Origin of the sequence: Streptomyces sp. NPDC048751 (assembly GCF_043198595.1) — a bacterium.
GTDB lineage: Bacteria > Actinomycetota > Actinomycetes > Streptomycetales > Streptomycetaceae > Streptomyces.
On record NZ_JBICUX010000004.1, the window covers coordinates 100,540 to 113,098 of the forward strand.

15 protein-coding genes are annotated in these 12,559 nt (G+C 70.0%); 3 read left to right on the plus strand and 12 right to left on the minus strand.

Features of this window, described 5'->3' with window-relative positions; genetic code table 11:
* Nucleotides 1–2: 2 nt before the first annotated feature.
* The gene (gene pstC / locus ACGFNV_RS15435; RefSeq protein ID WP_393622687.1) at nt 3–1,040 is read right to left on the minus strand and encodes a phosphate ABC transporter permease subunit PstC; all 1,038 of its coding nucleotides are present in this window, start codon (nt 1,038–1,040) and stop codon (nt 3–5) included.
* The gene (locus tag ACGFNV_RS15440) at nt 1,037–1,558 is read right to left on the minus strand and encodes a hypothetical protein (RefSeq protein ID WP_393622689.1); all 522 of its coding nucleotides are present in this window, start codon (nt 1,556–1,558) and stop codon (nt 1,037–1,039) included. The genes pstC and ACGFNV_RS15440 overlap by 4 nt, the downstream gene beginning before the upstream one ends.
* A gap of 289 nt (nt 1,559–1,847) precedes the next feature.
* On the opposite strand from ACGFNV_RS15440, the gene ACGFNV_RS15445 reads away from it, so the two are divergent.
* Together ACGFNV_RS15445 and ACGFNV_RS15450 are read left to right on the plus strand one after the other, a co-directional pair.
* Nucleotides 1,848–2,222 (plus strand): VOC family protein, encoded by a 375-nt coding sequence (locus tag ACGFNV_RS15445; RefSeq protein ID WP_393622691.1) that lies wholly within the window; start codon nt 1,848–1,850, stop codon nt 2,220–2,222.
* 54 nt (nt 2,223–2,276) lie between these two features.
* The gene (locus tag ACGFNV_RS15450; RefSeq protein WP_393622693.1) at nt 2,277–2,819 is read left to right on the plus strand and encodes a GNAT family N-acetyltransferase; all 543 of its coding nucleotides are present in this window, start codon (nt 2,277–2,279) and stop codon (nt 2,817–2,819) included.
* A 13-nt stretch (nt 2,820–2,832) separates the two neighbouring features.
* On the opposite strand, the gene ACGFNV_RS15455 is transcribed toward ACGFNV_RS15450, so the two are convergent.
* The 9 genes from ACGFNV_RS15455 to ACGFNV_RS15495 all read right to left on the minus strand — a co-directional run bounded on the left by ACGFNV_RS15455 (nt 2,833) and on the right by ACGFNV_RS15495 (nt 10,446).
* Entirely contained in the window at nt 2,833–3,267 is a 435-nt protein-coding gene (locus ACGFNV_RS15455) for a VOC family protein (RefSeq protein ID WP_393622695.1), read from the minus strand.
* A gap of 90 nt (nt 3,268–3,357) precedes the next feature.
* Nucleotides 3,358–3,696 carry a MerR family transcriptional regulator gene (locus ACGFNV_RS15460; protein ID WP_393622697.1) on the minus strand — a complete coding sequence of 113 codons (339 nt, stop codon included), beginning with the start codon at nt 3,694–3,696 and terminating at the stop codon, nt 3,358–3,360.
* A 520-nt stretch (nt 3,697–4,216) separates the two neighbouring features.
* Nucleotides 4,217–4,891 (minus strand): YitT family protein, encoded by a 675-nt coding sequence (locus ACGFNV_RS15465; RefSeq protein ID WP_393622699.1) that lies wholly within the window; start codon nt 4,889–4,891, stop codon nt 4,217–4,219.
* Between the two features lie 132 nt (nt 4,892–5,023).
* Nucleotides 5,024–5,815 (minus strand): ABC transporter permease subunit, encoded by a 792-nt coding sequence (locus ACGFNV_RS15470; RefSeq protein WP_393622701.1) that lies wholly within the window; start codon nt 5,813–5,815, stop codon nt 5,024–5,026.
* Nucleotides 5,805–6,713, minus strand: coding sequence for an ABC transporter ATP-binding protein (locus ACGFNV_RS15475; RefSeq protein WP_393622703.1), 909 nt, complete (start codon nt 6,711–6,713; stop codon nt 5,805–5,807). Before ACGFNV_RS15475 ends, ACGFNV_RS15470 begins: the two co-directional genes overlap by 11 nt.
* Nucleotides 6,710–7,195 (minus strand): GbsR/MarR family transcriptional regulator, encoded by a 486-nt coding sequence (locus ACGFNV_RS15480; RefSeq protein WP_393622705.1) that lies wholly within the window; start codon nt 7,193–7,195, stop codon nt 6,710–6,712. The genes ACGFNV_RS15475 and ACGFNV_RS15480 overlap by 4 nt, the downstream gene beginning before the upstream one ends.
* Before the next feature lie 78 nt (nt 7,196–7,273).
* Complete coding sequence (locus ACGFNV_RS15485) at nt 7,274–8,059, minus strand: thioesterase II family protein (protein WP_393622707.1); 786 nt, start codon at nt 8,057–8,059, stop codon at nt 7,274–7,276.
* 44 nt (nt 8,060–8,103) lie between these two features.
* Nucleotides 8,104–8,586 (minus strand): hypothetical protein, encoded by a 483-nt coding sequence (locus tag ACGFNV_RS15490; RefSeq protein WP_393622709.1) that lies wholly within the window; start codon nt 8,584–8,586, stop codon nt 8,104–8,106.
* A 36-nt stretch (nt 8,587–8,622) separates the two neighbouring features.
* Entirely contained in the window at nt 8,623–10,446 is a 1,824-nt protein-coding gene (locus ACGFNV_RS15495; protein WP_393622710.1) for a non-ribosomal peptide synthetase, read from the minus strand.
* Between the two features lie 217 nt (nt 10,447–10,663).
* On the opposite strand from ACGFNV_RS15495, the gene ACGFNV_RS15500 reads away from it, so the two are divergent.
* Complete coding sequence (locus tag ACGFNV_RS15500) at nt 10,664–11,419, plus strand: thioesterase II family protein (RefSeq protein WP_393622712.1); 756 nt, start codon at nt 10,664–10,666, stop codon at nt 11,417–11,419.
* A gap of 57 nt (nt 11,420–11,476) precedes the next feature.
* Here ACGFNV_RS15500 and ACGFNV_RS15505 read toward each other — a convergent pair whose 3' ends face one another.
* The gene (locus tag ACGFNV_RS15505) at nt 11,477–12,556 is read right to left on the minus strand and encodes a MupA/Atu3671 family FMN-dependent luciferase-like monooxygenase (protein WP_393622714.1); all 1,080 of its coding nucleotides are present in this window, start codon (nt 12,554–12,556) and stop codon (nt 11,477–11,479) included.
* Nucleotides 12,557–12,559 lie beyond the last annotated feature (3 nt).

Below are 12,559 nucleotides of genomic sequence, written 5' to 3' on the forward strand. Positions count from 1 at the left end.
GCTCAGGCCTCCGTTCCGGCGCCCGAGCGGCTGCGGGCCGCGATCGAGGACGCGATGAAGTTCACGACGAGGGTCATGAGGAAGAGCGCGAGCCCGGCGGCCGTCAGGGCCGACATGCCGAATTCGCTCGCGGAGCCGTACCGCAGCGCGATCAGGGCCGAGACGGAGTTGGCGCCGTTCTGCAGGATGTGCGGCTGTACGGCGAAGACCGGCGAGATGATCATGAACACGGCGATCGTCTCGCCCAGGGCCCGGCCGAGGCCCAGCATGGTTCCGCCGATCACTCCGCTCCGGCCGTACGGCAGGACGACCGCGCGGATCATTCCCCACTTGGTCGCGCCCAGTGCCAGGGCGCCCTCGCGTTCTCCGGCCGGCGCCTGTGAGAAGGTCTCCCGCATCACCGAGCAGGTGATCGGCGTGACCATGAGTGCCACGACGATGCCGGCGATGAAGGTGGAGGAGGTGTAGACGGTGGCCGTCTGCAGCGGGTCGCCGGGGTCGGCCCCGTCGACCTCGAAGATCGGGATCCAGGAGAAGTAGGTGGCGATCCAGCGGGACAGCCCCGTCACGTGCCCCTGGAGGAGGAAGGCGCCCCACAGCCCGAACACCACGCTCGGCACCGCGGCCATCAGGTCCACCAGGCTGACCAGGGTCCGCTTCAGCTTCCGCGGCGCGTACTCCGAGATGTACAGCGCGGTCCCCAGCGCCAGCGGTACGGCGATGCAGATCGCCGTCAACCCGATGAGCACCGTTCCGGTGAGGACGGCGGCGATGCCGAAGTGGTGCGAGTCCGGTTCCCAGGCGGAGGTGGTGAGGAACGACCACTTGGCGACGCCCAGCGCCTGTGACGCGCGGTAGGTGAGGAAGACGCCGACCAGCAGCATGATGGCCAGGACGACGGCGCCGCTGCCCCGGAGGGCGGCCCGGAAGAGGCGGTCCACCGGTTCGATCCTGCCGCGCGGCGCAAGCCTCGCCTCGTCGGGACCGGGTTCCCGGCCGGAGTCCGACGGTTGCCCGAGTCCGGGCACGACAACGCTCATCTCGAGCCCGTCCCGGCACGCGCACGGGCACCGTTGGCGTCGCCGTCATCGCCGGAGCGGCTGTGACGGGCGGCATCCGGCTCTGCCCCTGCCCCTGTCCTTGAAGGAAAGCCGAGTCGGGTCGGGCCGGGCCCGGGAACCTGCACAGAACCGGCCGACGGACCGGAGCCGTGCGGACGCCGCCCGCCCGCCCCTCGTGGCCAGGGCGGCGTCGGCTCGGTCAGTTCGGCCACCGGGACAGCTTTCAGGAACTGACCGAAGTTGAACTGGCAGTCCCGCTGTCTCTGATAGAGCCGACCGGCGACCGCGGCCGCCTGGCCGTCGATCTCCAGGCGCCAGCTCCAGCCACCCGCCGCTTCCGTCGTGGTCAGCAGGATCTTGGCGTCCCCGATCCGCTCCCTCAGCCGCAGCACCGCGGCCCGGCATTCCGGGAAACCGGCGAAGGACTCGGCGCTGCGCCCCAGTTCACGGTGGTTGGAGCCGACGAGCCGCCACCCGACCGACTGCTCCTCCCCCACGGGTCTCTGACGCGTCCCGCGCACCACATACAAGAACCGTGACGGAACCATGGAAACCACCCCCTCCCCTTCATCTCATGGGCTGTTTTTCGCCAGCGGCGGAGAATCACCCAAAGCGAACTGAGAGTCGCGGAACTGTGTGGGAGCTGTGCCCACAGATGGATGAAGGCCGAACGGAGGGTAGATGAACGGCAGAGTCGAGGGCCCGGGGCCCGGAGTGTCGGCCAGGCCGGTGGGGGGCAGTTTCTGGGTGAAGCCCGGAGGGGCCGGAGAGCGAGGGGTGTCGGAAGTGATTCGAAAGCTGCAGGCGGTCGCGCTGGACTGCGCTGATCCGGTAGGGCTCGCGGAGTTCTACGCGGAGCTGCTCGGTGGCCGGGTGGTCGCGGACCCGAAGGATCCCGACTGGGTCGAGGTGCACGGGTTCGAGGGAACGCCGCTTGCCTGTCAGCGGGTGGACGGTTACCGACCGCCCCAGTGGCCCGGCCAGGAGCGCCCGCAACAACTCCACCTGGACTTCGACGTGGACGATCTCGACGGAGAGGAGAAGCGGGCGCTCGCCCTCGGCGCGACCGTGCTGGAGCGGACGGACCAGCTCCGCCCGGAGGCCAACTGGCGGATCTACGCGGACCCGGCCAGCCATCCGTTCTGCTTCTGCCTCCACTGAGCCCGGCCTCTTATTCGTTTGCCGCAGGTCAGCCCGGTCGGATAAGAAGCCTGCATGCTGAAGGGCGACAAGGTCGGGCTGAGGGCCCGACACGAGGACGACATCCCGGTCCTGCGGGCCGAACTCTACGACGACGTGGTCAACGCCTCGCGGGCCGAAAACGGGCCGTGGCGGCCGATCACGCCCGGTTCGAAGGACCCGCGGCTCGTGGTGGACGACAAGGAGCAGGGACACGTCCCGTTCTCCGTGGTGGAGCTGGAGGGCGGCACGCTCGTCGGCACCGCGACGCTGTGGGGCATCGACAACCACCACCGGTCCGCACACATCGGGCTGGGGCTGCTGCCGGCCTCGCGCGGCAAGGGATACGGCACCGACGTGGTCGCGGTGCTGTGCCACTACGGTTTCGTCGTGCGCGGCCTCCAGCGGCTGCAGATCGAGACGCTGGCGGACAACTTCGCGATGCTGCGCTCCGCCGAGCGCAACGGCTTCGTCCGCGAGGGCGTGCTGCGCTCCTCGGCCTGGGTGCTGGGCGAGTTCCTGGACGAGGTACTGCTCGGACTCCTCGTCCAGGACTGGAAGCCGGACTCGAAGGGCTAGAACCTGGACATGCTCAGTCGAGACAGAACTCGTTGCCCTCGATGTCCTGCATCACGATGCACGACTCGTTGTCGTCATCGGCGGGCAGCAGTCGCACGCGTACCGCGCCGAGCGCGACCAGTCGTGCGCATTCCGCCTCCAGCGTGGCCAGGCGCTCTTCACCCACGAGGCCGGTGCCGACCCGCACGTCGAGGTGCAGCCGGTTCTTGACGACCTTCCCTTCGGGAACGCGCTGGAAGTACAGCCGCGGGCCTACACCTGAGGGGTCGGTGCATGCGGACCATGAACCCTGTTCCTCAGGCGGCAGCGAGCGATCGACATCGTCCCAAGTGGCAAACCCCTCGGGTGGCGGCGGTACGACGTACCCCAACACCTCGCACCAGAAGCGAGCGACGCGCCGAGGTTCCGCGCAGTCGAAGGTGACTTGGAACTGTGTGACCGATGCCATTGATCAACCGTAGCAGGGGTTGTGTGGCTCAAATCCCGTTCGGGCTCCGCCCGTTGACGAGGCCATCGGCCCCGCGTTCCGACCCCGCATTCAGCTGGTGCAGGGATCGGTGCGGCCTTGCGCGCGCAGTTGCTCGTTGATGCGCTGGGCTTCCTCGAGCTGGTCTTCGAGGATGACGATGCGGCAGGCGGCTTCGATGGGGGTGCCCTTGTCGACGAGTTCACGAGCGCGGGCGGCGATGCGCAGCTGGTAGCGGGAGTAACGGCGGTGGCCGCCTTCGGAACGCAGGGGGTTGATCAGGCGGTGTTCGCCGAGACTGCGGAGGAAGGCGGGGGTGGTGCCGAGCATCTCGGCGGCCCGGCCCATGGTGTAGGCGGGGTAGTCATCGTCGTCGAGAGGGGTGACGGGGCGAGTACGGGCAGGGGGCATAGACCTCTTCTTCCGGGGGACGCGTCGGGGGGCCCGGGTGCCGTACTGGCACCCGGGCCCCGAGCTTTCAACACCATCTACCGGCTGGGCCGGCCTTCTTCGTCCGCAGGTTCCGCCTGGGAGGGCGGGGGGTGCGGGGATCGTGAATGCGTGACCGGGGACCACCTTCCAATCCGGGGCCTGCGGTAGCCGAGCGGACTGCTCCTCGCTCGGGCGATCCTGATGGCGTTCGGCTCCTTACCTCGGCGACCTGAGTACGACCAAAACAGTAACTCCACGACGAGTCAAAGTCTACTGTCGCCATGGCAGATTTTTTTTGAGGATGGTGCCTGGATTTCTGGTGCAGCTCCCCAGGGAAGCTTGCCGGCGGCACAACCGACTCAGACACTGTCGACGTGGATCCTGCTGGCCGCTGCGGACAGCGGAAACGCGCCTCTTCCTGAGGTCGCCGGAGCCGACGACCTGTGACAGGGGGTCGCGAAGGGCGTGTCCGCGGCTGGAGTGCGCGGGGCGGTGGGGATCAGGCCGGGGTCTTGGCGACGCTCAGGCTGGGGATGCCCGCGTTGCGCAGTCGGAGCACGTTGCCGTTGAGGCGCATCAAGGGCTGGACGAGGAGGTCGACCACGACGAGGAAGCAGACCGTGCCGATGCCGACGGGCCCGCCGAGCAGCCATCCGCTCGCGAGGAGGAGCAGTTCGGTGCTGAACTTGGCCGCCCAGAACGGTATGCGCCAGTGCTCGGTCATGCTGATCGCCACCAGGTCCATGGCCCGGATTCCGATGCCGCCGAGGATGATCAGCGAGGAACCGTACGCGCACAGCAGGCTGCCGAGGACCATCAGGACGGCGGGGTCCACGGGCAGCGCGGCGAGGTCCGCGGCGCGGGCGACGTCGATGAGGCTGCCGCAGAAGAAGAAGGTCACGAACGGCGAGATCACCGGTCGGCGGCGGTTCCAGGCAGCCCAGACGGCGATGCACAGGGCGGCGAAGAGCGCCTGGGCGATGCCGATGGTCAGCGGCAGATGTTCGAGCAGCCCCAGCGCGAAGACGTCGAGCGGGTCGGTGCCCAGGTCCGACTCGATGAAGCAGGAAGCGCCGTAGGAGAAGGACGCGCACCCGGCCAGATAGGCCGCGTACTGCGAACGGTCGTAGCGGAGCAGCTTCTTCGGTGACCCGGGTGTCGCCGGCTTGGCCATGGACGTGCCTCCACGAGGTCGGGTGTACGGCGTCTGGGCAGCGGGCAGCGGCCTGCCGGGGCCGAGCGAGAGGCCGGCCCCGGCAGGCGGTGGTGCGGGGTACGGAGTGAGGTTGTCGTGCGCGCCTTGGGCTCAGGTGTTGATGTCGCGGCGGGAGAAGAACCGCATGCCGACGGCCAGGACGACCGCGGTGGCGGCGAGCAGGACGATCACGCCGCCGGCGTCGAAGCCGTCCCGCAGCGGGCGGGTGCCCTGGGCCCAGTAGAAGGGCGTGATGCGCTGGAGGAAGTGCAGGCCGTCGATCTGCGAGGCGATGGCGTTGACGATGTACGAGCCGACGGCTGCCGCGCTGGTGGCGCCGAGCGTGACCGCGCGGTTGCCGGTGACACCGCCGATGCACAGGGCGAGGGCGCCGAAGAACAGGGCCAGCAGCCCGAGTTGGACCGCGCCCGCGATGACGTGTCCGGCCGGTACGTGCATGTCCTGGGAGGACGCCAGCCCGGTCACCTCCACCGCGACCAGCAGGGTGAGGACGAGCACCGAGGTGAACAGGGCGCCGAACCGCTCCAGTCCGAGGCGCCGGCGGGTGATGGGGTAGGCGAGGTACAGGTCGAGCACGCCGGACTGTTCCTGGGCGGCGATGGCGCGGGTGCCGGTGGAGATGGCGAAGATGAGCAGCAGCAGCGGTCCGAGCAGGCCGAAGACGGTGCCTTCGAGGAAGCCGGCGCCGCTGGTGAGGTCGTCGAAGTGCATGGCGCCCGCCATGCCGGAGGGGATCGAGTCGAGGGCGTTGCCCTGCTTCTTCACCTGCGCGTAGGAGGAGGTGTAGATGGCCATCACGACGGCGACGCCGAGCAGCCACATCAGCAGTGCGCGGCGCTGGTCGCGCATCGCCTTGGCGAAGACGGGAAGGTCAGTGAGCAACGGAGGCGCCTTCCTTGACGTACTCGTCCATGAAGAGTGCCTCCAGGTCGGGCTTGTGACAGAACAGTGCCTCGACCCGGTAGCGGGCGACCTGCTTGACCAGGGCGTCGACGCTGCCGTCGACCACGCAGCGCAGGACGCGGTCCTCCGCCCGGACCCCGCCGACGTGCGCCAGTGAGGTGAAGTCCTCGGTGCGGAAGGGCTCCCCGAAGTGGATCTCGACCTGGCTGACCGCCCGCCGTTGGAGCGATTCCACGGTGCTGACGGTGACGAGGCGCCCGTCCTTGATGATGGCGACGCGGTCGGCGACCTCCTGGACCTCGCTGAGGATGTGCGAGGACATGAAGACCGTCTGGCCGCGGTCCCTGGCCTCGCTGACGAGATCGAGGAAGACCTGCTGCATCAGCGGGTCGAGGCCGCTGGTCGGCTCGTCGAGGACGAGCAGGGCGGGCCGGTGCATGAAGGCCTGGACGATGCCGACCTTCTGCTTGTTGCCCTTCGACAGGCTCTTCACCTTGCGGGAGCGGTCGAGTTCCAGCCGTCCGGCGAGTTCGTCCACCCAGGCGGGGTCCACGTTGCCCTGCAACTGGGCGAAGAATCCGAGCATCTCGCCCACGTTCTCCGAGCCTTCGAGGACGAGTTCGCCGGGCAGGTAGCCGATCTGGGCCCGTAGTTCCGCACCCTGGGTGACGGGGTCGAGTCCGAGGACCCGGATGGTGCCCGAGGTGGGGCGGATGAGGTCCAGGATCATCTTCATGGTCGTCGTCTTCCCGGCCCCGTTCGGGCCGAGGAAGCCGAAGACCTCCCCGTGCTGCACGGTGAGATCCAGGTCCGCGACGCCCCGGCCGCCGGGATACCGCTTACTGAGACCTGTCGTCTCGATCGCCGATAAGGTCACGTCGTTCCTCCATCGTGAAGCCGGTGCTCGCGGTGCCTGGCGAGCAGCGGCGGTAGTTCGCTCTGCATCCATCGGTACAGGTCGGCCACGTTCTCCAGCCGCGCCCGGCGGGCCGGGGGGTCGTGCGCCAGGAGCGTGTTGCCCTTGTCCAGCACCTTGAGGATGTTGGTGACAGCGGCCAGCCGCTCGAACACCGAGTTGACCCAGCCTTCGTCGTTGATCCGGTAGTACGTGCGCCGGTCTCCGGGAAGCGACACCTTCTCCACCAGACCCGCCTGCATCAGCTGACGGGTCGACGTGGAGATCGATGCCTTGCTCGCGCCCAGGGTCTCCGCCAGCTGACCGGCCGTCTGTTCGGCCGGGTCGCAGATCAGCAGCCACCCGATGACGCGTCCGGAGATCCTCGGAAGTCCGGCGTCCTGCTCGAAGTACAGGGCCACGTCCTCGGCGAAGCGCACGGCTTCGTCGTGTGTGATAGCCATGCCGTTCAGCATATTCAGTACTTACTGAACGCACAACACAAACGGAACCTTCGCCACCCTGAGGGGTGAGCGGGTCCGTCAGGGCACCACCGTGCGCGCCAGATCCTGGGCCAGTCGGTCGAGCAGGGCGTCCCGGTGCTCCTGGAGGAAGAAGTGACCGCCCTGGAAGGTGTGTGGGGTGAAGCCGGCCGTGCCGTGGTGCCGCCAGCCGCGCATGTCCTCCTCACGTGCTTCCCGGTCCGTGCTGCCCGCCAACGCGGTGATCGCGCACCGCAGCGGCCGTTCGGCCCGGTACCGGTACGTCTCCAGCATGGTGATGTCGCCGCGCAGCACCGGCAGATACAGGGCCCGCATCTCCGGATCCCGGCGGATCTGGGGTGGCACGGCCCCGAACCGCCGGTCGAGCACGTCGAGGAACTCGTCGTCGGACAGCAGGTGGGACATGTGCCCGGCCTGCGGGATCTCCGGGGTGGCGCGCGCGGCCACGGTGAGCAGGGAGGGCTCCAGGCCGTGCGCGCGACGCAGCGCCCGGGCGGTCTCGAAGGCGATGAGGGCGCCGAGACTGTAACCGAACAGCGCGAACGGACCGTGCAGGGCGGGCGCCAGGGCGGCCGCGGCCTCCCGGGCCAGACCCAGCAGGTCGGTGCGGGGTTCCTCCCGCAGCCGTACCTCACGGCCGGGCAGCCGCAGCAGCCATACGTCGATCCAGTCGGGCAGCCGCGCCGCCCAGCCGTGGAAGACGGCCGTGCCGCCGCCGGCGTACGGCACGCACAGCAGCCGCAGTGCGGCCGTGTCCCGGGGCTCCGGGCGCAGCACCCACCTGGGATCGACCGTCGGGCGGGTGACCGGAGCCGGTGTCTGCATCGGTGAACTCCCCCTTGTCCGTGTGGCCCGCCCAGCGGGGCCGGTCAGTAGGCGGCGGCGGACTTCTCGTAGCGGTGCCAGAGGGCGGGCATCTCGGCGGCGAGGTAGCGGAACAGCTTCTCCATGTTCCGCAGCCGGGCGAGCCGCTGCGCGGAGGCGCCCTCGGCCTCCAGGGCCTTGAGGCCGTCGGCCATGGTCTGGTGGAAGGTCGGCCAGCTGAGGAAGGTGTGCTCGATGACCCGCGGCCAGGTGGCGTCCTGCAGGGTGAGGAAGTAGTCGCCCTCCTCGGCCTCCTCACGGATGAAGAACCCGGCCGGAACCAGTTGGTCGGACATCTTGTCGACCGCGTCCCGGGGGATCCCGAGCTTGGCGCTGATCTCGCTGGCGCGCTGCCGGGCCGGCTCGGAGATCAGCAGGTAGCCGATCACCTCGCCGCGGTCCGCGGCCATGCCGTCCTTCTCGTAGTAGGCGCCGATCCGGGTGACGATCTCCCGCTCGGCGTCCGGTATGGCGGTGGGTGCGGTCATCGGAGTGCCTCTCCTTGGTCGGGGCGTACGGGTGTGTCAGTTCTCGGGCGGCGTCGCGCCGGCCGCGCGCAGGTGTGTCGCGTAGCGCGAGGGTGTCGAGTGGTCGAGGAAGGCCGCGAGACCGGTGGCGGCTCCCCAGCCCTCGCGGACCCGGCCGACGATCTCCATCGCGGCGAGCGACTGCCCGCCGATCTCGCTGAACTCGTCGTGCGCGCCGATCCCCTGACGGCCCAGGACCTCCTCCCAGACCTGGATCACCGCGGTCACCAGGGCGTCGTCCGGTCCGGCGGAGTCGGCGGCGGGCGGGGCCGGGTCCTCCGGGAAGGGGAGGGCCGAGCGGTCCGCCTTGCCGCTCGGGAGCAGCGGAATGCCCGAGAGGAAGAAGAACCGTCCGGGGAGGGAATGGGCGGGAACGGTCCGGGCCAGGTGGTCGCGGCACTGGGCCGCGGTGAGCAGCCGGCCGGGTTCCGGTACCACGTAGCCGACCAGGAAGCCCTCGCCGACGCGGGAGTGCCGGGCCACGACAACGGCCTCGCGGATGTCCGGATGCTGTTCCAGCGCGGTCTCCAGCTCGCCCGTCTCCACCCGGACACCGCGGATCTTCACCTGTCCGTCCAGGCGCCCGAAGAAGTCGATGCCGCCGTCCGGCCTGAGGGCCGCGAGATCCCCGGTGCGGTACATGGTCGCGTCCGGCGCTTTCGCGAACGGGTCCGGCAGGAACCGCTCCTCGGTCAGTTCCGGGCGCCGCCAGTAACCCTGGCCCACGCCCGCTCCGCCGATGTACAGCTCACCGCGCTCGCCCCGCGGTACCGGGCGGCCCTCCTCGTCGAGGACGTAGGCGGTGTGGCCGGGCAGGGTGTGCCCCCAGGGGATCGCGTCCCGCTCGGCGTCCTCCTTGCGCACCGGGTACACGGTGCTGCAGCACGACACCTCGGTCATGCCGGCCACGTTGAACGCCCGTACCGCGGGGCCGAGTTCGCTCAGCGTGGCGGCCATGGCGGGCGGGAAGCGGTCGCCGGCGAGGACCACGGTGCGCAGCGACTCGGGCAGGGTGCCGACGCGTCGCCGGGCGGTGTCGGTGAGCGGGCGCAGCAGGGCCGGCGCCGACGACCACACGGTCACCGACTCGGTGACGAGCAGGTCCAGCAGCGCGCCCGGATCGGTACGGTCCGCCTCGCGCGGTACGACGACGGTGCCGCCGGCCGCGAAGGTGGCGAAGATCTCGATGACGGACAGGTCGAAGTTGAGCGACGACACCTGGAGGACCCGGTCGGTGTGGTCCAGGCCGATCGCGGCGGCCAGGGCGCGCATGGTCAGGGCGACGCCCGAGTGCCGGTTCATGGCGCCCTTGGGGCGGCCGGTGGAGCCCGACGTGTAGATGAGGTACGGCAGTTGGCCGGGATCCACCTCGGGCAGCGCGGTCTGCCGGTGCGGCTCGGCGGTCCGGTCCGCCCGCGGTCCGGCCAGGTCGAGCAGGTCAGGCACCCAGGCGGACGCCTCGTCCACCAGGACCGTACGGGCGCCGCTGTCGGCCAGGATGAACCGGATGCGCTCCTCGGGGTAGGCGGGATCGACGGCGACGTAGGCCGCTCCGGCCCGCATCACGGCGAGCACGGCGACCACCATGTGGTCGCTGGGCGCCATGGAGACCCCGACGAGCTCGCCGGGGCCGATGCCTTGGTCGAGGAGCACCCGGGCCAGGGCCGCGCTGCGGTCGTCGAGTTCCCGGTAGGTCGTGGCGCGCCCGGCGTGGCGGACGGCGACGGCGTCCGGCCGCTGCCGGGCCTGCGCCAGCGCCAGGCCGTGCAGGGTCGACGTGGCGTTCGGGTCCACGTCGACGTCACTGCTGTGAGCGCGCATGAGGCAATTCCTCCTCCGGCGACGGAAATCCACCGCACAGGGTTTCGTGAACCTCGGACGGAACCCGACACTAGCCGCAACGATCCGGCCGCTCAATAGCCTCCGAAAGATTCTGACGCAATTCGCGCCACGCCGGTGTGCGGTGCCCGCCAAACGGCCAGAGAATTCCCCGGAAGCTTGACCGCTGCTCGACCGGACTGCTCTATCATTTCGCCGCATGACTCATCTTCAGCTGGATCCCGGCCGCTGGTTTCTGCGCGCCGGACGCAGACCCCGTCCCCGGCTGACCGTGATCGCGGTGCCGTGGGCCGGCAGCGGCACCGCCGCGTACCACGGCCTGGCGGACCTGCTGCCGGACGACGTCGAGCTGTGGATGCTGCGCCTGCCCGGCCGCGAGGTGCGCCGCCGGGAGCCGCTCGCCACGTCGATGAGCGAACTCGCCGGCCCCGCGGCCGCCGCCTGTGCCGCGGCACTGACCGGCGAATTCGCCCTGTTCGGACACAGTTCCGGGGCGCTGGTCGCGTTCGAGGTGGCCCGTCGGCTGCGCCGTGAGCACGGCCGGCTGCCCGCCCTGCTCGCCGTCAGCGCACAGCCCGCACCGCACCTCCCGCCCCGCTACGCGCCCATCCACGACCTGCCGGTGGAGGGCTTCCTGGACGCCCTCGACGCACGCTGCCACAGCGTTCCGGCCGCCCTGCGGGCCGATGCGGAAATGCAGGAGGTGTACGTTCCCGCCATGCGCGCGGACGTGACCGTCGAGGAAACCTACGAATACGTCGCGGAAACCCCGCTGGAATGCCCGGTGTCGGTCTTCGGCGGGGAATCGGACACGGAATGCAGAATTTCCGATCTGGAGGCGTGGCAGGTCCACACGTCGGGGAAATTCACCCGCAACGTGCTACCGGGTGACCATTTCTTCTTCCAGACCTCCCGGGAATCGGTGGTGAAACTGCTGGTGGAACAGGCCGGATGATCCGAGGCTCCGGTGCCCCGCCCGAACGGCGGGGCACCGTCGCGTCCCGACGGCGGCTCACTGGTCGTAGTAGCCGCCCATCCGGCGCGCGGGCGACGGCGGATCGGTGCGCCCGGGGGACGCTCCGCAGTCGCGGCGCAGGGCGTCCAGGCGTGGCAAGCCGGCCAGCACCTCCGGGAACGGCAGCCCGAAGTCGACCAGACACGCCACCTCGTCCACGCCGATTCCGGCCAGCCGCTCGACCACCTCGGCGCACTTGCTCGGAGTGCCGAGCAGGGAGCGCCGGTCGTAGAAGTCCCGGGCCACCAGTGAAGCCAGTTGTTCCTGCTCCGCGTCGGACATGGCGGCGGCGCTGTCGTCGCTCCGCTTCTGCGTGAGGAACGTCGACAGGTAGCGCCGTACCGGATCGCGCACCAGGTCCCACACCTGGTCCTCGTCGTCGCCGAGGTAGGTGTGCAAGCCGACGGTGACCACGCCGGCCGCCGGGTCGAGTCCCGCGGCGGCGCGGGCCTTGCGGTAGGCAGCGATGTTGTCCGCGAGCCGTTCCCAGCTGTCCAGCAGTGTCAGGACGCCCAGGTCGCGGCGACCGGCCTCCAGCCAGGTGCCCGGGTTGGAGGTGTGCACCAGCCACAACGGCAGCTCCGGCTGGTGCGGGCGGGGGAAGGTGCGCACGGGCAGCGTGCCGTCGTCCGGTCCCGGAAAGGAGACCGTGTCCCCACGCCACAGGGCCCGCAGCGTGTCGATGCCGGCGAGGGTGTACTCGCGCCGGTCGGCGAAGTGGCCCGGCTGGAACACGAAGTCCCCGCGGTGCCAGCCGGTGGCGAGGCACAGCCCCACCCGGCCGCCGGAGAGCTGGTCGACCAGGGCCCATTCCTCGACGATCCGCACGGGGTGGTGATGCGGTACGACCACGCTGCCGGCCCGCAGTTCGATGCGCTCGGTGACGGCGGCGATGGCCGCGGCCAGCACCGAGGGGTTGGGGAAGCTCCCGCCGAACTCCTGGAAGTGGCGTTCGGGCACCCAGATCGCCCGGAAGCCGCGCGTGTCGATGAACCGGGCCACATCGAGGATGAACCGGTACCGGTCGCGCGGGGTCTGCCGGTCGTCCGCTGCGAAGAAGTACACACTGAATTCCATCGC

Bases quoted from the DNA above. Each gene is read 5' to 3' on its own strand.
- pstC (WP_393622687.1), bottom strand. From the start codon at position 1,040: ATGAGCGTTGTCGTGCCCGGACTCGGGCAACCGTCGGACTCCGGCCGG.
- ACGFNV_RS15450 (WP_393622693.1), top strand. From the start codon at position 2,277: ATGCTGAAGGGCGACAAGGTCGGGCTGAGGGCCCGACACGAGGACGAC.
- ACGFNV_RS15455 (WP_393622695.1), bottom strand. From the start codon at position 3,267: ATGGCATCGGTCACACAGTTCCAAGTCACCTTCGACTGCGCGGAACCT.
- ACGFNV_RS15460 (WP_393622697.1), bottom strand. From the start codon at position 3,696: ATGCCCCCTGCCCGTACTCGCCCCGTCACCCCTCTCGACGACGATGAC.
- ACGFNV_RS15465 (WP_393622699.1), bottom strand. From the start codon at position 4,891: ATGGCCAAGCCGGCGACACCCGGGTCACCGAAGAAGCTGCTCCGCTAC.
- ACGFNV_RS15480 (WP_393622705.1), bottom strand. From the start codon at position 7,195: ATGGCTATCACACACGACGAAGCCGTGCGCTTCGCCGAGGACGTGGCC.
- ACGFNV_RS15485 (WP_393622707.1), bottom strand. From the start codon at position 8,059: ATGCAGACACCGGCTCCGGTCACCCGCCCGACGGTCGATCCCAGGTGG.
- ACGFNV_RS15490 (WP_393622709.1), bottom strand. From the start codon at position 8,586: ATGACCGCACCCACCGCCATACCGGACGCCGAGCGGGAGATCGTCACC.
- ACGFNV_RS15495 (WP_393622710.1), bottom strand. From the start codon at position 10,446: ATGCGCGCTCACAGCAGTGACGTCGACGTGGACCCGAACGCCACGTCG.
- ACGFNV_RS15500 (WP_393622712.1), top strand. From the start codon at position 10,664: ATGACTCATCTTCAGCTGGATCCCGGCCGCTGGTTTCTGCGCGCCGGA.
- ACGFNV_RS15505 (WP_393622714.1), bottom strand. From the start codon at position 12,556: ATGGAATTCAGTGTGTACTTCTTCGCAGCGGACGACCGGCAGACCCCG.